This is a genomic window from Amphiplicatus metriothermophilus (assembly GCF_900199215.1).
In the GTDB taxonomy this organism is placed as follows: domain Bacteria; phylum Pseudomonadota; class Alphaproteobacteria; order Caulobacterales; family Parvularculaceae; genus Amphiplicatus; species Amphiplicatus metriothermophilus.
Genome location: NZ_FZQA01000002.1, coordinates 412,931 through 437,574, shown reverse-complemented (window position 1 = coordinate 437,574; position 24,644 = coordinate 412,931). Strand labels below are relative to the sequence as shown.

General features: G+C 65.3%; 19 protein-coding genes. 16 read left to right on the top strand and 3 right to left on the bottom strand.

The genetic code is table 11. The annotated features are described in order from the left end of the window. Window positions 1–32: 32 nt before the first annotated feature. Window positions 33–1,226, bottom strand: a complete 1,194-nt coding sequence (locus tag CHB64_RS06830; protein WP_089411844.1) for an amino acid aminotransferase — start codon at window positions 1,224–1,226, stop codon at window positions 33–35. Window positions 1,227–1,261: 35 nt separating this feature from the next. Then, entirely contained in the window at window positions 1,262–4,762 is a 3,501-nt protein-coding gene (locus tag CHB64_RS06825) for an indolepyruvate ferredoxin oxidoreductase family protein (protein WP_089411843.1), read from the bottom strand. Window positions 4,763–4,947: 185 nt separating this feature from the next. Here CHB64_RS06825 and CHB64_RS06820 point away from each other — a divergent pair, with 185 nt between their 5' ends. Next, entirely contained in the window at window positions 4,948–5,424 is a 477-nt protein-coding gene (locus tag CHB64_RS06820) for an Lrp/AsnC family transcriptional regulator (RefSeq protein WP_089411842.1), read from the top strand. A gap of 10 nt (window positions 5,425–5,434) precedes the next feature. Here CHB64_RS06820 and CHB64_RS06815 read toward each other — a convergent pair whose 3' ends face one another. Next, window positions 5,435–6,337 (bottom strand): pepsin/retropepsin-like aspartic protease family protein, encoded by a 903-nt coding sequence (locus CHB64_RS06815; protein WP_089411841.1) that lies wholly within the window; start codon window positions 6,335–6,337, stop codon window positions 5,435–5,437. Between the two features lie 114 nt (window positions 6,338–6,451). On the opposite strand from CHB64_RS06815, the gene CHB64_RS06810 reads away from it, so the two are divergent. From CHB64_RS06810 to fabZ, 15 genes are all read left to right on the top strand, one after another. Next, the gene (locus tag CHB64_RS06810) at window positions 6,452–8,068 is read left to right on the top strand and encodes a phytoene desaturase family protein (RefSeq protein ID WP_089411840.1); all 1,617 of its coding nucleotides are present in this window, start codon (window positions 6,452–6,454) and stop codon (window positions 8,066–8,068) included. Between the two features lie 92 nt (window positions 8,069–8,160). Next, complete coding sequence (locus tag CHB64_RS15625; RefSeq protein WP_260167593.1) at window positions 8,161–8,283, top strand: hypothetical protein; 123 nt, start codon at window positions 8,161–8,163, stop codon at window positions 8,281–8,283. Window positions 8,284–8,317: 34 nt separating this feature from the next. Further along, the gene (dnaE, locus tag CHB64_RS06805) at window positions 8,318–11,758 is read left to right on the top strand and encodes a DNA polymerase III subunit alpha (protein ID WP_089411839.1); all 3,441 of its coding nucleotides are present in this window, start codon (window positions 8,318–8,320) and stop codon (window positions 11,756–11,758) included. Window positions 11,759–12,054: 296 nt separating this feature from the next. After that, window positions 12,055–12,888, top strand: coding sequence for a 30S ribosomal protein S2 (gene rpsB / locus CHB64_RS06800; protein ID WP_089411838.1), 834 nt, complete (start codon window positions 12,055–12,057; stop codon window positions 12,886–12,888). Between the two features lie 215 nt (window positions 12,889–13,103). After that, on the top strand, window positions 13,104–14,012 hold the full coding sequence (gene tsf, locus CHB64_RS06795; RefSeq protein ID WP_089411837.1) for a translation elongation factor Ts: 909 nt from the start codon (window positions 13,104–13,106) through the stop codon (window positions 14,010–14,012). Between the two features lie 132 nt (window positions 14,013–14,144). Continuing rightward, on the top strand, window positions 14,145–14,897 hold the full coding sequence (gene pyrH / locus CHB64_RS06790; protein WP_089412022.1) for a UMP kinase: 753 nt from the start codon (window positions 14,145–14,147) through the stop codon (window positions 14,895–14,897). A gap of 72 nt (window positions 14,898–14,969) precedes the next feature. After that, on the top strand, window positions 14,970–15,524 hold the full coding sequence (frr, locus tag CHB64_RS06785; RefSeq protein WP_089411836.1) for a ribosome recycling factor: 555 nt from the start codon (window positions 14,970–14,972) through the stop codon (window positions 15,522–15,524). A gap of 106 nt (window positions 15,525–15,630) precedes the next feature. Then, window positions 15,631–16,389 carry an isoprenyl transferase gene (locus tag CHB64_RS06780; RefSeq protein ID WP_089411835.1) on the top strand — a complete coding sequence of 253 codons (759 nt, stop codon included), beginning with the start codon at window positions 15,631–15,633 and terminating at the stop codon, window positions 16,387–16,389. A 20-nt stretch (window positions 16,390–16,409) separates the two neighbouring features. Next, entirely contained in the window at window positions 16,410–17,252 is an 843-nt protein-coding gene (locus tag CHB64_RS06775; RefSeq protein ID WP_089411834.1) for a phosphatidate cytidylyltransferase, read from the top strand. A gap of 6 nt (window positions 17,253–17,258) precedes the next feature. Continuing rightward, a complete protein-coding gene (locus CHB64_RS06770; protein ID WP_089411833.1) occupies window positions 17,259–18,470 on the top strand; it encodes a 1-deoxy-D-xylulose-5-phosphate reductoisomerase in 1,212 nt (403 codons plus the stop codon). A gap of 21 nt (window positions 18,471–18,491) precedes the next feature. Beyond that, a complete protein-coding gene (locus CHB64_RS06765) occupies window positions 18,492–19,760 on the top strand; it encodes a M50 family metallopeptidase (RefSeq protein ID WP_089411832.1) in 1,269 nt (422 codons plus the stop codon). 18 nt (window positions 19,761–19,778) lie between these two features. Then, on the top strand, window positions 19,779–22,391 hold the full coding sequence (gene bamA / locus CHB64_RS06760) for an outer membrane protein assembly factor BamA (RefSeq protein WP_089411831.1): 2,613 nt from the start codon (window positions 19,779–19,781) through the stop codon (window positions 22,389–22,391). A gap of 20 nt (window positions 22,392–22,411) precedes the next feature. After that, window positions 22,412–23,041: an OmpH family outer membrane protein gene (locus CHB64_RS06755; RefSeq protein WP_089411830.1), complete on the top strand. Its 630-nt coding sequence runs from the start codon at window positions 22,412–22,414 to the stop codon at window positions 23,039–23,041. Window positions 23,042–23,156: 115 nt separating this feature from the next. Continuing rightward, window positions 23,157–24,182 carry a UDP-3-O-(3-hydroxymyristoyl)glucosamine N-acyltransferase gene (gene lpxD / locus CHB64_RS06750; protein WP_089411829.1) on the top strand — a complete coding sequence of 342 codons (1,026 nt, stop codon included), beginning with the start codon at window positions 23,157–23,159 and terminating at the stop codon, window positions 24,180–24,182. Next, window positions 24,172–24,639, top strand: a complete 468-nt coding sequence (fabZ, locus tag CHB64_RS06745; protein WP_089411828.1) for a 3-hydroxyacyl-ACP dehydratase FabZ — start codon at window positions 24,172–24,174, stop codon at window positions 24,637–24,639. The genes lpxD and fabZ overlap by 11 nt, the downstream gene beginning before the upstream one ends. Window positions 24,640–24,644 lie beyond the last annotated feature (5 nt).

Sequence of the window (24,644 nt, the reverse complement as noted above, 5' to 3'; positions counted from 1 at the left end):
GCCTGTTCTCGCGGCTGCGTTCGAGCCGGACGTCAGCCCTGCGTCACGTCGCGATAGGCCTCGCAAAGATGGGCGACATTGCCGGCGTTGACGCCGCACAGATTGATGCGGGCGTTGCCGGTCATGTAGACGCCGTGCTTCTCGCGCATGGCGAGCACCTGCTTCTCGCTCAGGGGAAGAAGCGAGAACATGCCGTTCTGGCCCTCGATATAGGCGAGGGCGTCGCCGAGCTGCATCTCAGCGGCCGTGCGGGCGAGCAGGCGCCGGTTCGCCTTCACCGTGTCGCGCATATGGGCGAGCTCATCGCGCCACTTCGCCTCAAGCTCCGGGCTCTGAAGAATCTCCGCGACGATGGATCCGCCATGGGCCGGCGGCATGGAATACATCCCGCGCGCGACATTGAGCGCATGGGACTGAATCGCGCCGGCGCGCTCGCCGGTCTCGCCGACGATGAGCAAGGCGCCCGTGCGCTCGCGATAAAGGCCGAAATTCTTCGAGCAGGAATAGGAGACGAGCAGCTCCGGCAAGCGCCGCGCCATCTCGCGCACGATGTAGGCGTCGTCGTCGAGCCCGGCCGCGAAGCCGTGATAGGCGAGATCGACGAAAGGCAGAAATCCCCGCCGGTCCGCCGTCTCGATGATCGCGTCGATCTGCGCCCGGTCGAGATCGGCGCCTGTGGGATTGTGACAGGCGCCGTGGACAAGGAGGACGTCGCCGGGGCCGAGCTTTTCGACCGCCGCTATGAAGCCGTCGAACTCGATGGCGCGCGCCTGCGCATCGTAATAAGGAATCATTTCGAGCTTCAGGCCCGCTTCGGTGAGCAGCGGCGCATGGTTCGGCCAGGTCGGCGCGCCGACATAAACCGTTCCCGCCTCAAGCCGGCGCAGAATCTCCGCGCCGACCCGAAGCGCGCCGCACCCGCCCGGCGTCTGAACGCCGGCGCTGCGTCCGTCGCGCAGCACAGGCGAGTCTTCGCCGAAGACGAGCCGCGCCGCGCCTTCGACGAAACCGGGCACGCCCGCAGGCGGCGCATAGGCTTTCGTCGCCTGCCGCTCCAGCAATCGTTGTTCGGCGATCTTCACCGCCTTCAGAACCGGGGTCGTGTTGTCGGCCGCGCGAAAGACGCCCACGCCGAGGTCGATCTTCCGCTCGCGCGGGTCGTCGACGAACAGCTTCGACAGGCCGAGGATCGGATCGGGCGGCAGCGGCTTGACGTCGGCGAACATGACTGAAGTCCTTATGACGTTGTGGGCAAGGTTCCTTACGCGACTTCGGCGAGATTCGCATCCTCGAACCGTTTCATGAGGCCGGAAAGCTCGGCCTCCGCCTTGCGGACGGAGTCGAGTTTGACAGGGCCATAGCCGCGGATCCCGTCGGGCAGACGCGCGATCTCGACGGCGACGGCGAGATTTCGCGGCGTCAGCCGGTCGGCGATTTCCGCCATGCGCTGGCGATATTCCTCGATGAGCCGGCGCTCGAGCTTGCGCTCTTCGGTGTGACCGAAGGGATCGAAGGGCGTGCCGCGCAGGAAGCGCAACCGGCGCAGCAAGGACAGCGCAGGATACATCCAAGGGCCGAAAACCGATTTCTTCGGCCGGCCCTGATCGTCGAGTCCGCGGTGGAAAATCGGGGGGGCCATGTGAAACTTGATCGTGTAGTCGCCTTCGAACTCTTCGGCGAGCTTCTTTTTGAACCAGCCGTCGGTGTAGAGCCGGGCGACCTCGTATTCGTCCTTGTAGGCCATGAGCTTGAACAGATAACGGGCGACGGCGCGCGCGAAAGCCTCGCTCCCTTCGACGGCGCGCGCGCGCGCGGCGATGTCCGCGACGAAGTCCCGATAGGCGCGGGCGTAGGCCGCGTTCTGATAATCGGCGAGGAACGCGGCGCGCCGCTCCATGATCTCCTCCAGCGTCTGCTCGCGCGGCGGTTCGTCGGCGAGGCCGGCGGCCTTGTGAACGATGTCCGGCTCGACGGCGGCGAGGCGGCCGAGCGCGAAGGCGTCCTTGTTCCTTGGGACGGCGACGCCGTTAAGCTCGATGGCGCGCACAAGCGCGGCGCGGCTTGTCGGAACGAGGCCGAGCTGCCAGGCGAAGCCGAGAAGCAGCATGTTGCCGAATACCGTATCGCCGAGCAGGCGCGCGGCGATCGCGCTCGCGTCGATCGCGCTCACCAGATCCTCGCCGCAGGCTTCGCGGATGGTCTTCAGGCGCAGATGGGAGGCGAAGTCGATATTGCGGTCGCGGATGAAGTCCGCAGTCGGAATGATGTCGGTGTTGGCCGCGGCTTTCGTGCGCCCCTTGCGCATGACGGCCAGCGCGCGCGGGTCCGTTCCGACCACGAGGTCGCAGACGATCACGGCGTTCGCCGCGCCGGCGTCGATGCGCACCTGGTTGAGCGCGGCCGGATTTTCGCCGAGCCTTACATAGCTCAGCACCGTGCCGCCCTTCTGGGCGAAGCCCATGAAGTCGAGCACGCTCGCGCCCTTGCCTTCGAGATGGGCCGCCATGGTGACGATCTGGCCGATGGTGACGACCCCGGTGCCGCCGACGCCCCCGACCAGAAGGTCGTAGGTTCGTCCCGTGGCCGGAACGGCGGGTTCGGGCAGTTCGTCAAGCCGCGCGCGCATCGCCGCGTCGAGTCCGCCTGCGGCGGGCTCGCGCAGCCGGCCGCCTTCGACCGATACGAAACTCGGGCAGAAGCCTTTGACGCAGGAATAATCCTTGTTGCAGGAATACTGGTCGATCTTCCGCTTACGGCCGAATTCCGTCTCGACCGGGACGATGGACAGGCAGTTCGACTGCTTCGAGCAGTCGCCGCACCCTTCGCAGACGAGCTCGTTGATGAAAATGCGCTTCGGCGGGTCGGGATATTCGCCGCGCTTGCGCCGGCGGCGCTTCTCCGCCGCGCAGGTCTGCTCGTAGATGAGCGCGGTCACGCCCTTGATCTCGCGCAATTCGCGCTGGACGGCGTCGAGATCGTCGCGATGGCGCACTTCGACCTCGCGCGGGTAGCCACCGGCCGCGACGATCTTCTCCGGCTGGTCGGAGACGATGACGATCTTCCCGACGCCTTCGTGCTTGAGCTGGTTGGCGATTTGGGGAACCGTCAGCACGCCGTCGATCGGCTGGCCGCCGGTCATCGCCACCGCGTCGTTGTAAAGAATCTTGTAGGTGATGTTCGCCCCGGCGGCGACCGCCTGGCGGATCGCCATGGAGCCGGAATGGAAATAGGTGCCGTCGCCGAGATTCTGGAAGATATGCGGGCGGTCCTTGAGATAGAGCGATTTCGCGGCCCAGTTAACGCCTTCCCCGCCCATCTGGATGAGCGAGGTCGTCTCGCGGTCCATCCACGAGGCCATAAAATGGCAGCCGATGCCGGCGAGCGCTTTCGAGCCCTCGGGTACGCGGGTGGAGGTGTTGTGCGGGCAACCCGAGCAGAAATAGGGCAGTCGCTTCGCGCCGCCGGGCGCTTCGACCGGACGCTGGCGGGCCTCGATCTCGGCGAGCGCTTCAGCGAAAGAATAATCGGGGAAGATTTTCGAAAGACGCCCGGCGATGATCGGCGCGAGGCTAGACGGAGACAGCTCGTCGACCCAGGAAATCAGATGCGCGCCGGTCTCGTCATGCTTGCCGAGAATATGCTTCGGCTTCTCGACGGCGCGGTCGTAAATATACTCCTTGAGCTGGCTTTCGATGATGCCGCGCTTTTCCTCGACGACGAGCACTTCTTCCTTGCCCGCCATGAAGCGCTCGGCGCCCCGATTTTCGAGAGGCCAAACAAGGCCGATCTTGTAAATGTCGAGACCGATTTCCCGCGCGCGCCGCTCATCGATGCCCAGCAGGGCGAGCGCCTCCATTACATCTAGATGGGCCTTGCCGGTTGTGATGATGCCGTAGCGCGCGTTCGGGATGCCATAAATCGCCCGGTCGATCGGATTGGCGCGGGCGAAAGCGCGCACCGCTTCTTTTTTCGCACGCATGCGCCGCTCGATCTGCATTCCCGGCAGGTCTGGCCAGCGGAAGTTAAGACCATCGGGCGGCGGCGTGAAATCCTCCGGCGTCCTGAAGTCGGGCAGGGCGGGAAGCTCGACGCTCGCTCCGCTTTCGACGATCTCCGAGACGGCCTTGAAGCCGACCCACATGCCGGAAAAGCGCGAAAGGGCGTACCCGTACAGTCCGTATTCGAGATATTCCTGAATGTTCGCCGGGTGCAGGGTCGGCATGTACCACGCCATGAAGGCGACGTCCGACTGATGCGACATCGAGGAGGACACGCAGCCGTGGTCGTCGCCGGCTACGATGAGCACGCCGCCGTGCGGGGACGATCCGTAGGCGTTGCCGTGCTTCAGCGCGTCGCCGGCGCGGTCGACGCCGGGCCCCTTGCCGTACCACATGGAGAAGACGCCATCGACCGCGCGGTCTTCCTCGATCTCGACCTGCTGCGTGCCGAGAATCGCGGTCGCGGCGAGGTCTTCGTTAATCGCCGGCAGGAAGGTGATGTGATGCGCGTCGAGATGTTTCCTGGCGCGCCACATCGCCTGGTCGACGCCCCCGAGGGGCGAGCCGCGATAGCCGCTGACGAAGCCGGCGGTGTTCAGACCCCGGGCGCGATCGGCGCGCGCCTGCAACAGCATGATCGCCACGAGCGCCTGACTGCCGGTGAGAAACACCCGGCCGGTTTCGCGCTGATAACGGTCGTCGAGCTCGTAAGGGTCCAGCGCCGGCTCTCGTTCTCGGGGGAGGGCGAGGGGCTGTTCCGTCATGGGACATCGCCTCCGACGTTTCTCGTGAGGCAATATACGCCTTTTGCGCGCAAAGCGCTTTTCGATCAACGCAAAATATCGCGATTTTACGAAACATATATTTCATATAGATGGCCGATTGTGGTTTATACATATCGCAGCGGGATCGCCGCGCATGATGTGATTATTCCGAGGACGGCCCGGCCATGACCATGTCTCTCGACGCCCAGGACCGAAAAATTCTCGCCGCGCTACAGAAGCGCGGGCGACTTTCCTCCCAGGAGCTCGCCGAGGAGACGGGCGTGTCGCCGGCCACCTGCTGGCGGCGCCTGAAAGCGCTCGAGGAGGCTGGCGTCATTGAAGCCTATCGCGCCGTTCTCGACCGCGAGAAGCTGGGCTTGGCGGTGTGCGCTTTCGTGCATGTCTCGATCGAGCGTCAGTATCCGGAATATGTGGACGAGATCGAGGAGAAGATCCGACGCCGGCCGGAAGTGCTCGAATGCTACGCCACCACCGGCGACGCCGACTTCACCCTGCGCGTCGTTGCGCGAGACATCGCCGATTACGACCGCTTCCTGCAGAAGTTCCTCTTCGAGCTGCCGGGCGTGGGGCGCGTGCGCTCCTCCATCGCCCTGCGCGAGATCAAGCAGACCACCGAGCTGCCGCTTGAGAGGGAAAGTTAGGAGGCGCGGCCTATCGCGGCTCGACCCACAGCGCGTTTTCGGCGAAGTCGACCGTCATTCTGAATCGCCGAAGGATCCTCACGCCGACATTGACGTCTGCGGCGTTCTCCGTCGGATCGATGGCGGCGGGAACATCGGTGAACGTTTCGCCGGCGATTTCCAGCGTTTTAAGAACTACGATGTCCCGGGCGATCTCCCCGCCGAGGCCGCCGCCCGTTTGCCGGTCAACGATGCGCCCGGGCGCGGTCAGGCCCAGGCGTTCCGCATAGGCGGCGCCGACGAGCACGTTTCCGCCATTGCCGAGATCGAAATCGGCCTGCGCCGGCGCGTTTCCTTCGACCGATACGGGAATGGTCTGCAATCCCTTGTGCGTTTCCATCGGCAGGCGCGCGCCGCTGGGCGCGGCCGCGCGGTCTGTTTTTTCGATGCGCCCTGCTTCGATGTCGATCTCGAAACGCGCCGCGTCGAAAAGGTCGCGCCCGATGATCGCAGGAACAGACGCCTTTACAAGTCGCTCGGCGATGTCGGAAAGATCTATGACGGCGACGATTCTGTCGACGAGTTCGACGCCGGCCGCCTCGATGTCGACGCCTTTGGCGAACGCCGCTTCGGTCTCCCCGCCCGTGCCTCGGGCGGTGTGCGACCCGGTCGCGACGACTCCGAGCTCTTCCGCGAAAGCGCGGTCGAGAATCGTCATCTCCGCGCCGGAGTCGAGCAGGGCTTCTACCTGCCGGCCGTTGAAGCGAGCCGGCACGAACAGCCGGTCGCCGCGGACGATGAGCGCATTCGCTGGCGCGGACGACTCGCCCGCAGTCGCATAGGATGGCGCGGACGCCGGCGCGCCGGAAGAAACGCAGCCGGCGAGCGCCGCAGATGCGGCGAGAACCGCGACTCGGATGAAGAGATGACCCATGACGGCGTTCTTTTCTTTTTCGCCGATTTTCCCCGTCCGGCGACCGAAAGCAAGCGGCGGCTCGCACGGCCCCGTCTCAGCCGGCCGCTCTCCTGCACGTGAAGAAGGGCCGACATGACCAGATCCGACAGTTCAGGGGCTTACGACGCGGTTCTCATCGGCGGCGGGCATAACGGGCTCGTCTGCGCTTTCTACCTTGCCCGGGCGGGGCTGCGCGTGCGGGTGTGCGAGCGCCGGACCATGGTCGGCGGCGCGGCGGTCACCGAGGAGTTCCATCCTGGTTTCCGCAACTCGGCGGCGAGCTACACGGTGAGCCTTCTCAATCCGGGCGTCATCGCCGACATGCGGCTCGCCGATTACGGGCTGCGGATTCTCAAACGTCCCATCGCTAATTTTCTGCCTGCGGAGGACGGGCGCTATCTCAAGGTTGGCGGCGGGCTCGAGCGCACGCAGGGCGAGGTCACGAAATTCTCCGTCCGCGACGCCGAGGCGCTGCCGCGCTACTACGACAGGCTCGAGGCCGTCGCCGATATCCTGCGCCGGCTTGCGATGGAGACGCCGCCCAATCCGCGCAGGCGCCTTTCGGCGGGCCTCGCCGCCGCCCGTCAGCTCTGGCCTGTGGCGGCCGGCCCGCTCGACCTGATGGAGGACGTTCTCGACCTCTTCGCCAAGAGCGCGCGCGCCTTTCTCGACGGCTGGTTCGAGTCCGATCCGGTCAAGGCGATCTTCGGCTTCGACGCGGTCGTGGGCAATTATGCGAGCCCAGAAGCACCGGGCTCGGCCTATGTGCTTCTTCATCACGTCTTCGGCGAGGCGACGGGCGAGAAGGGCGCCTGGGGTCACGCAGTCGGCGGCATGGGCGCGATCACGGAGGCGATGCGCCGGGCCTGTCTCGATGCGGGCGTGGAAATCTCGCTCGAGGCGCCGGTCAAATCGGTTCGCGTCGAAAACGGCGCGGCGCGCGGCGTCGTTCTAGAAAGCGGAGCGGAGATCGCCGCCGCCCGGGTCGTCGCCAATGTGAATCCGAAGCTCCTCTATACGCGGATGATCGAGCCAGCCGCGCTGCCGGAGGATTTCCGTCGGCGGATGGAGAACTGGCGCTGCGCGTCGGGAACCTTCCGCATGAACGTCGCTTTGTCCGAACTGCCTGACTTTTCCTGTCTGCCGGGGGAAGGCGAGCACCACCAAGCAGGGATCATCATCGCCCCCAGCCTCGATTACATGGACCGCGCCTTCATGGACGCGAAGCGCCATGGCTGGTCGCGCGCGCCCATCGTCGAGATGCTCATCCCCTCGACGATCGACGACACGCTCGCGCCCGAGGGCGCCCATGTGGCGAGCCTCTTCTGCCAGCATTTCGCGCCGGACCTGCCTGACGGGCGAAGCTGGGCCGATGCCCGCGAGGAAGCCGCCGACGCCGTCATCGATGCGGTCGACGCCTGGGCGCCGAATTTCAAAAAATCCGTCGTCGCCCGGACGATCCTCTCGCCCGCCGATCTCGAGGAGAGATTCGGCCTCGTCGGCGGCGACATCTTTCACGGCGCCCTCAGTCTCGATCAGCTCTGGGCCGCGCGGCCCGCCCTCGGCTATGGCGATTATCGCGGGCCGCTCGCGGGGCTTTATCTATGCGGCTCGGGCGCGCATCCCGGCGGCGGTGTCTCCGGCCTGCCCGGCCGCAACGCCGCCCGCGAGATCCTGCGCGACGCGGGACGGGGGCCGCGGCCGGCGTGAGGCGGTGAGGGCCGTACCGGATAGGGACGCTTTACACGAGAACAAAAAGCGAATACAGAACAAAAACGGAACGCGTCAGCCGGGAGGATTCCATGAGCGTGAGGACGGCCAAGCCAGCGGTGGAAAACGAGACGTTGCGGGACGGGTTCGGACTCGGCCTAGTCCTCGTGCTCATCGCCGCGGCGCAGTTCTGGGGCGCGCTGTTCGGCGCGTGAGACGCCGACGGGAAGCGCCGGCCGGGAGGATCGCGTGACGCCCTTCGTTCATCTTCATCTGCACTCGGCCTATTCGCTCTTGGAAGGGGCGATCCGCCTTGCGCGGCTGCGCGATCTTTGTCTCGCCCACGCCATGCCGGCCGCGGCGGTGACGGATACCAACAACCTGTTCGGCGCGCTCGAAGCCTCCGAGACGCTGAGCGCGGCCGGGATTCAGCCGATCGCCGGCCTGCAGCAGGCCTTCCACATGGATGCGCTCGCCGGGGTCGAGGTCAGGCGCGCGCGCCCGCCGCATCTCGTCCTGCTCGCCCAGAGCGAGACAGGGTATCGCAACCTTATGCGGCTGACGAGCGAGGCCTTTCTGCGCTCTGCGCGGGAGGACGGCCCCTGCGCGGAGTTCGGCTGGCTCGACGGGCTGAGCGAGGACGTCATCTGTCTGACCGGCGGTTATGACGGACCCGTGGACCGGCTGCTGCGGGCGGACCGTCTGGGCGAGGCGAAGGCGCTGCTCGAACGTCTTGCCGCGCGCTTCCCCGCGCGGCTCTATGTCGAGCTGCAGCGCCATGAAGGGCGCGACTGGTCCGCGGTCGAGGCCGATCTCGTCGAACTCGCCTATGCGTTGGGCCTCCCGCTCGTCGCCGCGAACGAGCCGTTCTTTCCCGAGCCGGGCGACTACGAGGCCCATGATGCGCTGCTGTGCATCGCCGAGGCTGCCTATGTGCATCAGGACGATCGTCGGCGCGTCACGCCCGACCACTATTTCAAGTCCGGTGATGAGATGGCCGCGCTTTTCGCCGATCTGCCCGAAGCGGTCGAAAACACCGTAGAGATCGCCCGGCGTTGCGCCTTCCGGCCGCGCCAGCGCGGGCCTATTTTGCCCCGCTTCGTGGAGGGAGACGCCGAGGAGGAAGCGCGCGAGCTCGAACGTCAGGCCCGAGAGGGGCTTGAGAAGCGGCTCGCCGCCGGTCCTCTGAGCGCGTCGCGCGCGGACTACGACGAACGCCTTGCGAAAGAGCTCGACATCATCAACCGGATGGGCTTTCCGGGATACTTCCTAATCGTTTCCGATTTCATCAAATGGGCGAAGGCGCAAGGCATTCCCGTGGGCCCGGGTCGGGGTTCGGGCGCGGGCTCGCTCGTCGCCTGGGCGCTCACCATCACCGATCTCGACCCCTTGCGCTTCGGGCTGCTGTTCGAGCGGTTTCTCAATCCCGAACGGGTATCGATGCCCGACTTCGACGTCGACTTCTGTCAGGACCGGCGCGACGAAGTGATCCGTTACGTTCAGCAGAAATACGGCGCTGACCGGGTCGCGCAAATCATCACCTTCGGCAAGCTGCAGGCGCGCGCGGTCCTGCGCGACGTCGGCCGCGTGCTCGGCATGCCCTTCGGCCAGGTCGACCGGTTGTGCAAGCTCGTTCCCAACAATCCCGCCAACCCAGTGACCCTCGCCGAGGCGCTGGCGAGCGAGCCGCGTCTGCGAGAGGAACGCGACCGCGATGAGACGGTGGCCGCGCTTCTGGAAAAAGCGCTGAAGCTCGAAGGGCTCTACCGGCACGCCTCGACCCACGCCGCCGGCGTGGTCATCGGCGACCGGCCGCTCGTCGAACTCGCCCCGCTCTATCGCGATCCGCGTTCGGACATGCCCGCCACCCAGTTCAACATGAAGTGGGTCGAGCCGGCGGGCCTTGTGAAGTTCGACTTCCTGGGCCTTAAAACCCTCACTGTCATCGACCGCGCGGTCGCCTTCGCCCGCCGCGCCGGGACTCGCCTCGACATGAAATCGGTCCCCCTCGACGACAAGGCGACCTTCGACATGCTGGGCGAGGGCGCGACGGTCGGGGTGTTCCAGCTTGAAAGCGCCGGAATGCGCGCGACCCTGCGCGCCATGCGGCCGGACAGCCTCGAGGATATCATCGCGCTCGTCTCGCTCTACCGGCCGGGACCGATGGAGAACATCCCGACCTATATCGAGCGCAAGCAGGGCCGTCAGGATCCGGATTATCTGCACCCCTCGCTCGAACCTGTCCTGAAGGAGACCTACGGCGTCATCATCTATCAGGAACAGGTGATGCAGATCGCGCAGATCCTCTCCGGCTACACGCTGGGCGAGGCCGACATTCTGCGTCGGGCCATGGGCAAGAAGAAGAAGGAGGAGATGGACCTTCAGCGCAAGCGCTTCGTCGAGGGGGCGCGCGCGCGCGGAGTCGAGGCCTCCAAGGCCTCCTCCATCTTCGACCTCGTGCAGAAATTCGCCGGCTACGGCTTCAACAAGTCTCACGCGGCGGCCTATGCCTATATCGCCTATCAGACCGCCTATCTGAAGGCGAACCATCCGGCGGCTTTCCTCGCCGCCTCGATGTCGCTCGACCGGGCGAACACCGACAAGCTCGCGCTTTTCCTCAAGGAGGCGCGCGAGACCGGCGTGCGCGTGCGCCCGCCGCACGTAAATCATTCCGAGGCGGACTTTTTCGTCGATGACGACGGCGCGATCGTTTACGCCCTCGCGGCGATCAAGAATGTTGGCGAAGGCGCGATGGCCGCGATCAGCGAAGAACGCCGTCGCGGCGGTCCGTTCAGGGACCTTCACGATTTCGCCGAGCGCGTAGATTTGAAGGCCGTGGGCAAGCGGGCGCTCGAAAATCTCGCCCGGGCCGGCGCGCTCGACGGGCTTGGGGCCTCGCGCGCTGGCGCGCTCGCCGCGGTCGATCTTCTGATCCGCTATTCCGCCCAGGCGGCCGAGGAGCGCGCGAGCGCGCAGGCCGGGCTCTTCGACCTCGCCGCCGCGCCGGCGCTCGCCCGACCGCGCCTGCCGGCGGCCGAGGAATGGCCGCCGCTCGAGCGTCTCAACGAGGAGCGCGCGGCGCTGGGGTTCTATTTCAGCGGCCATCCTCTCGACGATTACGCGCGCGAGCTGCGGCGGCTCAATGTCGTCACCGCCGCGGAAGCGCGCGAGCGCGCCGCGGAGTCCCGCGTCGCGCTTAATATGGCCGGCGTCGTGCGCAGCGTCCGGATGCGCCGTTCGCGCGCAGGCAAGCCTTTCGCCTGGGTCGAGCTTTCCGACGCGGCTGGCGAGTTCGAGATCACGGTGTTTTCCGAAGTCCTGAACGCGGCGCGCGATCTGTTCGAGACCGGCGCCCTGCTTTTTCTGACGGTCACGGCCGAGGACCGGGACGGCGAGATCCGCTTCACCTGCGAGAGCGCGCGACGCCTCGACGAAGCGGCCGCCCAAGCCGTCTCGATGTTGCGGATCTCGGTCACAACGCTCGAGGCGATCGAGACCATTGGACGTCGGCTCGCCGCGTCGCGTCCGGCTTCGCGCCAGGAGGCCGGGCGGGTCGTGCTCGCCCTGCAGCTTTCCGGCGCGCGTCCCCGCGAAGTGGAAATCGCGCTTGATGCGCCCGCCGCATGCACGCCGGCCATGCGCGGGGCGCTCAAGACCGTGGACGGGGTCGCCGAGGTCGAGCTTGTTTAGCAGGGGTCGGAGGTAAGGGATGGGCATTGAGGCTTTCTTGGCGGCCGATCATTTAAGCCGGCTCAATCCAAGATCTCGACCCTCGTCCCTGATCTCGCAGAGCCGTCCTGATCCCGGGTCGCTCCTGGCCCTTCTTTTCTATCCGGCTCCCTGTTGAAAAGCGGCGCCGGAGCGCGTATAGGGCGCGCCATCTCACACGCAGCGCCATCCTCAGTGGCCTCGATGCGGCTTGACGCGGACAGGCTCGGGCGGGTTTCGCTTACGGCGCTGCGGCGGCCAAACTGAAGGAGACGACCATGGCGCTGCCAGAATTTTCCATGCGCCAGCTTCTGGAAGCTGGCGTCCATTTCGGCCATCAGACCCATCGCTGGAATCCGAAGATGAAGCCTTTCATCTTCGGCGAGCGCAACGGCATCCACATTATCGATCTCTCGCAGACGGTGCCGTACCTGCATCAGGCGCTGGTCAAGATCCGCGAGGTGGTCGCCGGCGGCGGGCGTGTGCTGTTCGTCGGCACCAAGCGACAGGCGCAGGCGCCGGTCGCGGAGGCCGCCAAACGCTGCGCGCAATACTACATGAACGTGCGCTGGCTCGGCGGCACGCTGACCAATTGGGAGACGATCTCGGCTTCCATTCGACGTCTGAAGGAGATGGAAGAGCGCCTCGAAGCCGGCGCCATGGGCCTGACCAAAAAGGAGCAGCTTCAGCTCGCGCGCGAGAAGGCCAAGCTCGAAGCCTCTCTCGGCGGCATCCGCGAGCTCGGCGGGCTGCCCGATCTTTTGTTCGTGATCGACGTCAAGAAAGAGGCGATCGCCGTCAAGGAGGCCAACAAGCTCGGCATTCCCGTCGTCGCTGTGGTCGACACCAATTGCAGCCCGGACGGCGTCGATTACGTCATCCCCGGTAATGACGACGCCTCGCGGGCGATCGCGCTTTACTGCAATCTCGTCGCCGACGCCGTAATCGACGGCATTTCGGCGAGCCAGGCCGCTCTCGGGGTCGACATCGGCGCCATGGCGGAAGCCCCGCACGAACCGGCGGTGCTGGAGGAGCGGGGCGAAGACGCGGCGCAGGAGCCAGGATCCGACGAGGCCCGATCCGAGGCTTCCGCAGAACAGCCTAGCGCCTGAATTCCGGGCGTCCTTAAAACCGTCATCTATGAGCGCCAAGGAGAAGCTTCCGGCGCAGGTGAAGAGGACGCCCGACGGGAGAAAGGCCTGACAGGCGCCGGCCGGCCCGAGGCCGCCTTCTTGATTGCGTCCGGCCGGATACGAATGAAGCCGCTTGACCCGGTCGCCCGCCTCGACGGCGCCGCGATCAAATGACTGGAAAGGGAAGAAGAACTATGGCTGGCGTTACCGCTGCGATGGTGAAAGATCTCCGGGAGCGCACCGGAGCGGGCATGATGGACTGCAAGGTCGCGCTCGCCGAAACCGGCGGCGACATGGAGGCGGCCGTCGACTGGCTGCGCAAGAAAGGCCTCGCCAAGGCGGCGAAGAAATCCGGCCGCACTGCGTCGGAAGGCCTCGTGGCCGTGGCCGTCGAAGCGGCAGGCGCGGGCGCGAAGGGGGTCGTCGTCGAGGTCAATTCCGAAACCGACTTCGTCGCCCGCAACGAGGTGTTTCAGAAGATGGTCTCCGAAGTCGCGCGCGCCGCGCTTGCGACCGACGGAACCGTCGAGGCGGTTCGCGCCGCGTCTTATCCCGGCGGCGCCAAGACGGTCGAGGAGCACATCGCCGAAATGGTCGGCCAGATCGGCGAGAACATGACCCTGCGGCGCGCCGCCGGTCTGGCGGTCGAGGAGGGCGTCATCGCGTCTTATATCCACGGGCAGGCGAACGAGGGCCTCGGCCGCATCGGCGTGCTCGTCGGCCTTAAATCCTCGGGCGACGAGGACAAACTCGCCGCGCTGGGCCGTCAGCTTGCGATGCATGTGGCGGCGGCCCGTCCGCTCGCCGCACGCGTGGAAGAGCTTGATCCCGCCGTAGTCGAGCGCGAGCGCGCGGTGCTTGCCGAACAGGCGCGCGGCTCCGGCAAACCGGAAGAGATCATCGCCAAGATGGTCGAAGGCCGTCTACGCAAATTCTACGAGGAATCAGTCCTCCTGGAGCAGATTTTCGTGGTCGACGGCGAAACCAGGGTCGCCAAGGTGATCGAGAACGCCGTCAAGGACGTCGGCGCGCCTGTCGAGCTGGCGGGTTTCGTGCGGCTGGAGCTGGGCGAAGGCGTGGAGAAAGCTGACGAAGAAGAATAACATCCCGGCGGCGCGCGGTTTGCGGGCCGCGCGCCGCCGGCGCCCTTTCAGGACAAGCCTTCCTGGAAGAGCGACAGGCGACAAAGGTCCAGGACCCGCGCCTTGCTCGCGCGACAAGCGAAAGGCATCGAGATGAGCGACTCCGCCCCAGCTGCAGCGTCTTCAAGCGAGTCCCGCTTCAAACGGGCGCTTTTGAAGATTTCGGGCGAGGCGCTGATGGGGCCGGCCCAGTACGGCATCGATCACGCCACGGTGCGCAGGATCGCCGAGGAGGTCAAGGAGGCCCGCCTGCGGCTCGGCGTCGAGCTGTGTCTCGTCATCGGCGGCGGCAACATCTTCCGGGGCGTGTCCCAGGCCGCCAGCGGCATGGAGCGCGCGAGCGCCGACTATATGGGCATGCTCGCCACCGTCATGAACGCGCTCGCCGTGCAGAACGCGCTCGAGGCGATCGGTCTTTACACCCGCGTGCTTTCCGCGATCGAGATGACCGCCATCTGCGAGCCTTATATCAGACGGCGCGCCATCCGCCATATGGAGAAGGGCCGCATCGTGATTTTTGCGGCCGGCACGGGCAATCCGTTCTTCACAACCGATACGGCTGCGGCGCTGCGCGCGGCGGAGATGGGCTGCGACGCGCTGCTCAAGGGCACTCAGGTCGACGGCGTCTATTCGGCCGATCCAAAAAAGAATCCGGATGCGGAGCGTTTCGACCGCCTCAGCTATCACGAGGTCATGGTCCGCGACCTGAAGGTGATGGACCAGACGGCCGTGACGCTCACCCGGGAGAACAGGATTCCCATCGTCGTTTTCCCGATCGGCGAGCGGGGCGGCATCGTGGGCGCGCTGACCGGCGAGGGCCCGCATACGATCATCTGCGACCCCTGAGCTGCAAAAGCCGCGAGCCGGCCTGTATTTCGCCGCAAAATCAGGGTCTAATGACCGCCAGGAGATGACGACATGAGCACCAAGGGCGTTGACCTCAAGGATTTGCGCAAGCGCATGGAAGGCGCCGTTGCGGCGCTGAAGTCGGAGTTCGCCGGCCTGCGTACGGGTCGCGCCACGGCGAGCCTCGTCGAGCCGATCACGGTCGAGGCCTACGGTTCGCACATGCCGATGACCCAGGTGGGCACCATCAGCGTGCCGGAGCCGCGCACGATCTCCATCCAGGTCTGGGACAAGGCGCTCGTCAGCGCCGTCGAGCGGGCGATTCGCGAATCCGGCCTTGGCGTCAATCCGGTCGTCGACGGCACGCTGGTGCGCATCCCTATCCCGCCGCTCACCCAGGAGCGACGGGTGGAGCTGACCAAGGTCGCGCACAAATACGCCGAGCAGGCCCGCGTGGCGATCCGCAATGTCCGCCGCGAGGGCATGGACGCGATCAAGAAGTCGAAGGAAATCAGCGAGGACGAGCAGAAGCGTCTCGCCGATCAGGTCCAGAAGCTGACCGACGAGTTCGTCAAGACGGTAGACGACGCGCTGGCTGCGAAAGACGCCGAGATCATGCAGGTCTGAGGAGGCGTCGCCTTCTGCTGCGGCTTGCTCAGGCGGCGCGGCGTCCTGTATCCGGCGGACGGAACCGCCGCGGAGGTATGCGTTGACGGCCAAACCTGCGCCCCAGATGCCTGCGCCGACGCCGGAGCGCAACGACGCGAAGGCCGCTGGCGCGGCCGCCGGCGTCGCGCTCCACGTCGCGATCATCATGGACGGCAACGGCCGCTGGGCGGCGGCGCGTGGTCTGCCGCGCGCGGACGGCCATCGCGCTGGCGTAGAAGCCGCCCGGCGCGCGGTCGAGGCCGCGCGAGACCTCGGCGTCACGGCCCTGACGCTCTACAGCTTTTCGACTGAAAACTGGCGTCGGCCGGCCGGCGAGATCCGCGACCTGATGAACCTGCTGCGCCAGTTCATCTTTCAGGACCTCCCGACGCTCAAAAAGGAAGGCGTGCGCGTCAGGGTGATCGGCGACCGGGCGAGCCTTGATCCGGAATTGCGCATGTTGGTCGCGCGGGCGGAGGGCGAAACGGCGGGCAATGAGCGCTTCCTGCTGCAAATCGCTTTCAACTATGGCGGCCGGGACGAGATTACGCGCGCGGCCCGCGCGATCGCGAAGGAGGCCGCCGCCGGCGCGCTCAAGCCGGAGGAGGTGACCGAAGCGGCTTTCGCCGCGCGGCTCGACACGGCGGACGCGCCCGAACCCGATCTCGTCATTCGCACGAGCGGCGAGAAGCGCATCAGCAACTTTCTGCTGTGGCAGGCGGCGTATGCGGAATATGTCTTTCTCGACGTATTATGGCCTGACTTCGATCATGCGCATTTCGTCCGCGCGCTGGAGGAATTTCACGGGCGCGAGCGCCGTTTTGGCGGCGTCGGCGCGGCGTGAACGGCGAGCGTGAAAAGCCCATGCAGGCCATCATGAAGCCCCGCATTCCGGCGCTGTTGCGCACATCGCTCGCCCAGCGCATCGCCTCCTCGCTGTTTCTGGCGCCTGGGGCGCTGGCCGCGGCCTATGCTGGCGGGGCGGTCTTCGCGGCTGTCGTCGCCTTCGCCGCAATCGTGATGGTCTTCGAATGGACGCGGATGATCGAAAAGCGCGAGTTTTCGCCGGCGTTCTACGCGCTGGCCGCAGCCGGCGCCGGCGCCTTGATGTTGGCGGCGGCGGGGAGATTTCCGATCGCGTTCGCGATTTGTGGAATGGCCGCGCTCGCCGCCGGGGCCCTGGCGGCGCGCGGCGAACGCCGTCCCCTCTGGGCGGCCTTCGCCGCAGCCTACATCCTTGCGCCCTGCGCGGCGCTGATTTGGTTGCGCGAGGCGGTCGAAAACGGCCGCGCTCTGACGATCATGCTGCTTCTGATCGTGTGGGCGGCCGATACGGGCGGTTATATCGGCGGCCGGCTTGTCGGCGGGCCGAAAATGAATCCTGTTCTGTCCCCGGCGAAAACCTGGGCGGGTGCTGTCGGCGGGGTGATCTTAGGCGCGCTGGCGGGCCTCGCCTGCGCCCGCTGGATCTACGGCGAGGGACCGCTCGCGCTCTATGTCCTGGCGGGCGGCTGTTTGGGCCTCGCCTCGATCCTGGGCGACATGGCCGAGTCGGCCTTCAAGCGCGCCTTCGGCGTCAAGGATACGAGCGGCTTCATTCCGGGCCATGGCGGCTTTCTGGACCGCCTAGACGGGATGATTTTTGCGACGACGGCGATGACCTTGGCGCTTTTCCTTCATATGATCGCCGGAAGGATAAACGGGTGAGGGGTTATGGCTGGCGATGAAGGCGCGCGCCGCGCGCGCCGCGTCACGATTCTCGGCTCGACCGGGTCGATCGGCGTGAATACGCTCGATTTGATCCGCTTCGCCCGGGAGCAGGGCGAGGCGACGTATGAGGTCGAGGCGTTAACGGCGAACAGCAATGTGGGGTTGCTCGCTGAGCAGGCGCGCCGTTTCCGACCCCGATATGTCGCGGTCGCCGATCCCTCGAAACAGGCGGAGCTTGAAGCCGCGCTGGACGGGCTGGAGGTCGAAATCGGCGCCGGCCCCGAAGCGATCGAGGAGGCGGCGGCCCGCGACGCCGACTGGGTGATGGCGGCGATCGTCGGGGCGGCCGGCCTCAGGCCGACCCTCAGGGCGGCGAAGCGCGGCGCGACCATCGCCCTTGCGAACAAGGAGTGCCTCGTCTGCGCCGGCGATATCCTGAAAGCGGCGATCGCAGCGGCGGGCGGCGAACTCCTTCCGGTCGACTCTGAGCACAATGCGATCTTTCAGGTCTTCGACTTCGAACGGCCCGAGCGGGTCTCCCGCCTCATTCTGACTGCGTCTGGCGGGCCGTTCCGCTGCTGGTCGAAGGCTGAAATGGCCGCGGCCACGCCGGCTCAGGCCGTGGCTCATCCCAATTGGTCGATGGGCGCAAAGATTTCCGTCGACTCTGCAACGATGATGAACAAAGGGCTGGAACTCATTGAGGCGGCGCATATTTTCCCGATCTCTTCAGAGAATATCGAGATCATCGTGCATCCCCAGTCAGTCATCCATTCGATGGTGGAGTACGTCGACGGGTCGGTGCTCGCCCAGCTTGGCGCGCCGGATATGCGCACGCCCATCGCCTACACGCTCGCCTGGCCGGAGCGGATGCAAAGCCCAAGCGCGCGCCTTGACCTCGCGGATATCGCCCGGCTCGATTTCGAGGCGCCCGACCCCGAACGGTTCCCCGCGCTGCGCCTTGCGCGAGAAGCGGTCCGCCGCGGAGGCGTTTTCCCGGCGGCGCTTAACGCCGCAAACGAGATCGCTGTCGCCGCCTTTCTCAATGGTCAGTTAAAATTTCTGGACATAGCGGCGATTACCGAGCAGGTTCTCGACCGGGTGGGTCGGCGTAACGGACCAGCTATGCTCTCGACGCTCGAGGAAGCCGTCGCCGTCGATGAAGAAGCAAGGCGCCTGGCGGCGGAAGCCGTCGCCGCGCGCGCTGCGGCGTAACGCGAGAGCGAGGCAAGACGGATGACAGTCGCAGGAATCTCCTTTGACCAGATTCTGATCTTGCCGATTTCGATAATCGCCTTTCTGCTTCTCCTTACGATTATCGTCTTCTTCCACGAATACGGGCATTTTATCGTCGCGCGCCTGCTGGGCGTGCGGGTGGACGTCTTCTCCATCGGCTTCGGCAAACCGCTGACGCGCTGGCGGGACCGCAAGGGCACGGAATGGCGCATCGCCATGATCCCCCTCGGCGGATATGTGAAGTTTTTCGGCGATGCGAACGCCGCCTCGCAACGCGATCCGAATCTGAACACAGCCGACGGCGAAGAAGCAAAGACGCAATCCGGACCCGCGACGACCCAGTTTCCGCGGCCCGCAGCCGCGGGCCGCGGTCTGACGCCGGAGGAGAAAAAAGTCTGCTTCCACTTCAAGCCGGTTTGGGCGCGCGCGGCGATTGTCGCGGCGGGGCCGGTCGCCAACTTCATCCTTGCAGTGGCGATCTTTTGGGCGCTTCTGGTGGCGTTCGGCGAAGGCGTCTGGCAGCCCCGCATCGGCATGGTGGAGGAAAACTCCGCCGCGGCCGAGGCGGGCTTTCAGCCGGGCGATCTCGTGCTGGAGGCGAACGGCCGGCCGATCCGCGACTTTCAGGATTTGTCGATTACGGCCAAGCTCTCCGCCGGCGAGCCGATTCGTTTTCTGGTTGAGCGCGACGGGGAGAGGATCGTCCTGACGGCGACGCCGCGCCGCGAGGAGATGACCGACGCCTACGGCAATCCTGTCTCGGCCGGCAAGCTCGGCGTAGCCGTCGATCCGAAAGCTTATCAGTTCGTCCGCTACGGCCCGATTCGCGCTTTGGGCGAGGCCGCGTCGGACGTGGTCGACATTCTGCGCGCGACGGTCAAGTTTCTCGGCCGGCTCATTCTCGGCAAGGAAGACACGCGCCAGCTGGGCGGACCCGTCAAGATTGCGCAATACGCCGGCCAGTCTCTGATGACCGGCTTCGACGAGTCTGGCTATGCGGAGAGGCCTGACTTTCTGACAATGCTGAAGGTCAGCCTTGCGAGCTTCATCTATCTGGCTGGCGTAATTTCGGTGTCGATCGGCTTTTTGAATCTTCTGCCGGTGCCGGTGCTCGACGGAGGCCATCTCATGTATTACGCCTATGAGGCGGCGGTTGGCAGGCCTTTGGGGGCGAGAGCGCAGGCGATAGGGTTCAAGGCCGGCGTCATCCTGTTGGCGTCGCTAATGCTTTTCGTGACGTGGAACGACATCGCCAATCTTCTCTCATAAAGAATTCGGGTCGGCGGCATGAGTCATATGAAGTCGGGGGGGGGCGTACTGCGCTTGGCGGCGGCGATCTTTTTCGCTGCCGCGTGCGGGGTCGTAAACGCGGCGAACGCGCAGCAGGCTGAAACGTCCTCGCCGGGCGAAGCGCTCGCGAATCTTGACGCCCAGTCGGGCGGGCGGATCCTCGGCATCGCGCCAGGCGAGCAGGCGCCGATCATCCAGTCGATCGCGGTGCGCGGAAACCAGCGGATCGAGGGGGACACGATCGCGTCCTATCTCGTCGTCCAGCCGGGCGATCGCGCCGATCTTCAGCTTCTCGATCTCGGACTGAAAACGCTTTTCAACACCGGCCTGTTCGCCGACGTCACCATGGAGATGCAGCCGAACGGCGTGCTCCTGATCGACGTGAGGGAGAACCCGATCGTCAACCGCGTCATTCTCGACGGCAACAAGCGGGTCAAGGACGACAAGCTGACGGAAGAGATCCGCCTCACGCCGCGCAGCGTCTTCACGCGCGCGAAGGTTCAGGCCGACGTTCAGCGCATCATCGAGGTCTACCGGCGCACCGGCCGCTTCGCTACGGTCGTCACGCCCAAGGTGACGCCCCTCGAGCAGAACCGCGTGGACGTGATCTACGAGATCGACGAGGGGCCCAAGACGGGCGTCGCCAAGATCAACTTCGTCGGCAACACCGTCTTCACCGACGCCGAGCTCCGCGACGTAATACTCACATCTGAAAGCCGCTGGTGGAAGATTTTCTCCAGCCATTCCAACTACGACCCTGACCGGCTGGAATACGACCGGGATCTGCTCCGTCAGCATTACGCCCGCCATGGCTACGCGGACTTCCAAGTCGTCTCGGCGATCGCCGAGCTGACGCCGGACCGTGAGGACTTCTTCATCACCTTCACGGTCGAGGAAGGGCCGCAATACACCGTCGGCGACGTGCGCGTGAAAACGACGCTCGCCAAGCTCGACGAGCGCGCCCTGGAGCGGTTCATCAACATCAAGCCCGGCGATACTTATGACGGGGAAAAGGTCGAGAAAGCTGTTGAATCGATCACCTTTGCGACCGGCGCGACCGGCTACGCCTTCGTCGACGTGCGCCCGCGCCTCGAACGCAATCGGGAGGCGAAGACCATCGACATCACTTTCGAGGTGAACGAAGGCCCGCGCGTCTATGTCGAGCGCATCAACATCAAGGGCAACACGCGCACGCTTGACAAGGTGATCCGTCGGGAAATCCGCATCGCCGAGGGCGACGCCTTCAACCGCGTGCTCGTCGACCGTTCGAAAACCCGCATCCGCGCGCTCGGCTATTTCGGCGAGGTTGAGATCGAGGAAAAGCCCGGCTCCGCCCCTGACAGAACCGTGCTCGACGTTTCCGTGGAAGAACGCTCGACCGGCTCGTTCAGCGTCGGGGTCGGCATTTCCTCGACCGAGAATTTCATCGTCGATTTCTCCATCGAAGAACGCAACCTGATGGGGCGGGGACAATTTCTGCGCTTCCGCGTGCAGGCGAGCTCGCGAACGCGGCAGGTGGACCTCCGTTTTACGCAGCCCTACTTCCTCGATCGTAACCTCGCCGCAGGCTTCTCCGTTTTCAATCAGCGTACGGACTTTCGCGAGTCGGGATTCGTCCGCGACCGGATCGGCTTCGGCCTCAACGCCGGCTTCCAGGTGTCGGAGTATGGCCGCGGCGGCCTGCAGTATCTGCTGACATATGACGACGTGACGATCGATTTGACAGGCACGGCGACGTTGCCGGACGGAACCGATCCGGCGAGCCTCGTCGTTCCGGGCTCGTCGTTCGAGGTGATCGATACGACTGATCTCTTCGGCAATCCGGTGACCGTCGTCCGCACGGACTTCTGCGATCTGGTGCAGAACAGCCTCACGCCGACCTGCGAGTCGGAAGGCGAGTTTCTGACATCGCTCGTCGGGTATTCGCTGTCTTTCGACACGCGCGACGATCCGATCGATCCGACGCGCGGCTGGCGGTTTTCGTTCTCCCAGGCCGTCGCCGGCCTCGGCGGGGATGTGAATTACCACCGTACGGAGTTTTCCGGCGCCTATTACAAGCGACTCTGGCGCGGTTTCATCGGCGCAATGAAGCTGCGGGGTGGTTATGTGGATGGCTTCGCCGGCGACGACGTGCGCCTGTCCGACCGTTTCTTCGAGGGCGCGAGCACCTTCCGCGGCTTCGAGGTCGCCGGCGTGGGCCCCCGCTTCATTCAACGCGGTGCGGGGCTCAACCGTGATGGAGAAATCATCGGCCAGTCGATCGGCGGCAAGGTTTATGCGATCGGTTCGGCCGAGATCCTGCTGCCGTTGCCGTTGCCTGACGAATATGGAATTCGGGCGGCGTTGTTCACCGATTTCGGCACTGTCGGACTCGTGGACGACCGCACGAAGGCGCTCAACGAGAATCTTGACTTTTGGGTCGATCCGGACGGCGACGGCATCTTCATAAAGCCGGTGCAGGACGATCTTTCCCTGCGCGCCTCGGCGGGCGTTTCGGTAAGCTGGGATTCGCCGTTCGGGCCGGTGCGATTTGACATCGCCAAGGTGCTCCGCAAGGAAGAATATGACCGCACGGAGGGGTTCCGGTTCAGCGCGGGGACAAACTTTTAGAAAGGTGTGAGGTGTTTGACATGAAAAGAGCAGCATTCGGCATCGTCGGCGCCGTTGCGCTGGCGGTTGCAGGGCTCGCCGTCGGCACCGGGCTCGCCCCTGCTGCAGCGCAGCAAAACAGGGCGCCCGTGATCCTGATCGTCAATCAGGCTCAGGTGCTCGCCCAGTCAAAGGCTGGCCAATCCATCGGCCCGCAGCTTGAAAGGCTGCAGGAGGAGGCCAATCAGGAGCTCAACGCCGAGGTCGAGAAAATCGTCAAGGAGAGCGAGGATCTCAAAAAGCAGAAGGATCTCATGGCGGAAGATGTTTGGCTGGAAAAAGCCAAGCAACTCGCGGTCAAGCAGAATAATCTTCCGGTGTTGCGCGAAGTGAAGGTGCGCGAGCTTTCCATCGCCGAGCAACAGGCCATCAACAAGATCAACGAGAAGCTGACGCCGATTCTCCAGAAAATCGTCGAACAGCGCGGCGCGACTCTGCTGCTCGACCGTTCGGCGGTGATGTATGCTGCGGTCGACACTGACATCACGGCCGAGGTCATCGCCGAGCTCGACAAGGCGCTCACGAGCGTAAAGGTCGAAAAGGTCTCGCTTGCCGAACTTCAACGCCAGGCTCAGCAGGCGGCCGCGGCGCAGAACAAGAAGAAGAAGTAAAAAGAACCGGCGGGCTTTCGACGGGGCGGCGAGCGTTCCGTTAGCAGGGCGTTCTGGCGAGCGAGATCGTTGCGGCGCCAAGGTGAGCCCGCGGCGGATAACCGGAACCGCGTTTATGGCCGATCCGCGCTTTTACATCGCCGCCGATCCGTTGTCGGTTCAAGAAGCCGCTCGACTCGCTGGCGCGGAATTGTTTGCGGAAGGCGGCCTTGTAACGCGCGCCGCCGACATCGACGAAGAATGCCTCGCCGAAGCGCTCGTCTTCGTCGAAACGCGCGAAGCGGCCGAAAAGCTGGGAGCCAAACCCGTCGGCCTTTGCCTGGCGCCGCCCGAGCTTGCGTCGGCGCTTCGCTTGTCAGGCGCGATCGGGCTTGCCAAGACGCCGCGGCTCGGCTTCGCGCGCCTCGCCGCCCGCCTCTGCCGTGAGCGTCGTTTCAATCTCAAGGCCGGCGTCCATCCGGAAGCGGAAATAGCCCCCGGCGCGCACATTCACGAAACGGCGGTCGTCGCCGCCGGCGCGCGTATAGGCTCCGGCGCTTTTCTCGGTCCGCATGCGGCGATCGGACCCGGCGTAGAAATCGGCGAAGACAGCCGCATTGAAGCGGCGGCCTGCGTCACCCACGCGCTATTGGGCGCACGGGTCGCCGTGCTGCCGGGTGCGCGGGTCGGCCAGGCGGGATTCGGCTTCGTTCCTTCGCCGGACGGGCTCGTCCGAATGCCGCAGCTCGGCCGAGTGATCGTCGGCGACGACGTAGAGATCGGCGCGAATACGACCATCGACCGCGGCGCGCTGGGCGATACGGTCATCGGCGAGGGCGTCAAGATCGACAACCTCGTCCAGATCGGCCACAACGTCCGCATCGGACCTTTTACCGTCATCGCCGCGCAGGTCGGAATTTCTGGAAGCTGCGTGATCGGCGCGCGCGTGATGCTGGGCGGAAAAGTCGGCCTTGCCGACCATGTCAGAGTCGGCGATGACGCCCAGATCGCCGCAGGCTCCGGCGTCATGCGCGACGTCGGGGCCGGGGAGAAATGGGGCGGCTATCCGGCCCGCCCGTTTCGAACGTGGTTCCGGGAAACGGCGACTCTCTCGAAGCTCGCTGGAGAGACAAGACAGAAAGCGAAAGACGATGGCGCTTGAACCCGGAAAGACTATGCTCTCGGTGGAGGAGCTGATGCAGCTTCTGCCGCATCGCTACCCCATGCTGATGATTGACCGGCTGACGGACATACGGCCGGGCGAGGGCGCCGTAGGGGTGAAGAACGTCACCTATAACGAGGCGTTCTTTCAGGGCCACTTTCCGCAAAAGCCGGTGATGCCCGGCGTGCTCATCATTGAGGCGATGGCCCAGGCCGCCGCCGCCTACGCCGCCTACACCGAACAGCTCGACGTCGAAAACAAAATCGTTCTCTTCATGGGGGTGGACAGGGCGCGGTTCCGCCGGCCTGTCACGCCCGGCGATCAATTGCTTATTCACGTGCGCACTGCCCATCGCCGGCCGCCCGTATGGAAGTTCGAAGGCGTCGCAACCGTAGACGGCCAGCGCGCCGCTGAGGCGGATTTCGCCGCGATGCTGGCCTCTTCGGCTTCCGCCTAATTCAG

Excerpts from the sequence above, each read along its gene's own strand:
- CHB64_RS06830 (WP_089411844.1), bottom strand. The coding sequence starts at position 1,226 with ATGTTCGCCGACGTCAAGCCGCTGCCGCCCGATCCGATCCTCGGCCTG.
- CHB64_RS06825 (WP_089411843.1), bottom strand. The coding sequence starts at position 4,762 with ATGACGGAACAGCCCCTCGCCCTCCCCCGAGAACGAGAGCCGGCGCTG.
- CHB64_RS06820 (WP_089411842.1), top strand. The coding sequence starts at position 4,948 with ATGACCATGTCTCTCGACGCCCAGGACCGAAAAATTCTCGCCGCGCTA.
- CHB64_RS06815 (WP_089411841.1), bottom strand. The coding sequence starts at position 6,337 with ATGGGTCATCTCTTCATCCGAGTCGCGGTTCTCGCCGCATCTGCGGCG.
- CHB64_RS06810 (WP_089411840.1), top strand. The coding sequence starts at position 6,452 with ATGACCAGATCCGACAGTTCAGGGGCTTACGACGCGGTTCTCATCGGC.
- CHB64_RS15625 (WP_260167593.1), top strand. The coding sequence starts at position 8,161 with ATGAGCGTGAGGACGGCCAAGCCAGCGGTGGAAAACGAGACGTTGCGG.
- rpsB (WP_089411838.1), top strand. The coding sequence starts at position 12,055 with ATGGCGCTGCCAGAATTTTCCATGCGCCAGCTTCTGGAAGCTGGCGTC.
- tsf (WP_089411837.1), top strand. The coding sequence starts at position 13,104 with ATGGCTGGCGTTACCGCTGCGATGGTGAAAGATCTCCGGGAGCGCACC.
- pyrH (WP_089412022.1), top strand. The coding sequence starts at position 14,145 with ATGAGCGACTCCGCCCCAGCTGCAGCGTCTTCAAGCGAGTCCCGCTTC.
- frr (WP_089411836.1), top strand. The coding sequence starts at position 14,970 with ATGAGCACCAAGGGCGTTGACCTCAAGGATTTGCGCAAGCGCATGGAA.
- CHB64_RS06780 (WP_089411835.1), top strand. The coding sequence starts at position 15,631 with ATGCCTGCGCCGACGCCGGAGCGCAACGACGCGAAGGCCGCTGGCGCG.
- CHB64_RS06775 (WP_089411834.1), top strand. The coding sequence starts at position 16,410 with ATGCAGGCCATCATGAAGCCCCGCATTCCGGCGCTGTTGCGCACATCG.
- CHB64_RS06770 (WP_089411833.1), top strand. The coding sequence starts at position 17,259 with ATGGCTGGCGATGAAGGCGCGCGCCGCGCGCGCCGCGTCACGATTCTC.
- CHB64_RS06765 (WP_089411832.1), top strand. The coding sequence starts at position 18,492 with ATGACAGTCGCAGGAATCTCCTTTGACCAGATTCTGATCTTGCCGATT.
- bamA (WP_089411831.1), top strand. The coding sequence starts at position 19,779 with ATGAGTCATATGAAGTCGGGGGGGGGCGTACTGCGCTTGGCGGCGGCG.
- CHB64_RS06755 (WP_089411830.1), top strand. The coding sequence starts at position 22,412 with ATGAAAAGAGCAGCATTCGGCATCGTCGGCGCCGTTGCGCTGGCGGTT.
- lpxD (WP_089411829.1), top strand. The coding sequence starts at position 23,157 with ATGGCCGATCCGCGCTTTTACATCGCCGCCGATCCGTTGTCGGTTCAA.
- fabZ (WP_089411828.1), top strand. The coding sequence starts at position 24,172 with ATGGCGCTTGAACCCGGAAAGACTATGCTCTCGGTGGAGGAGCTGATG.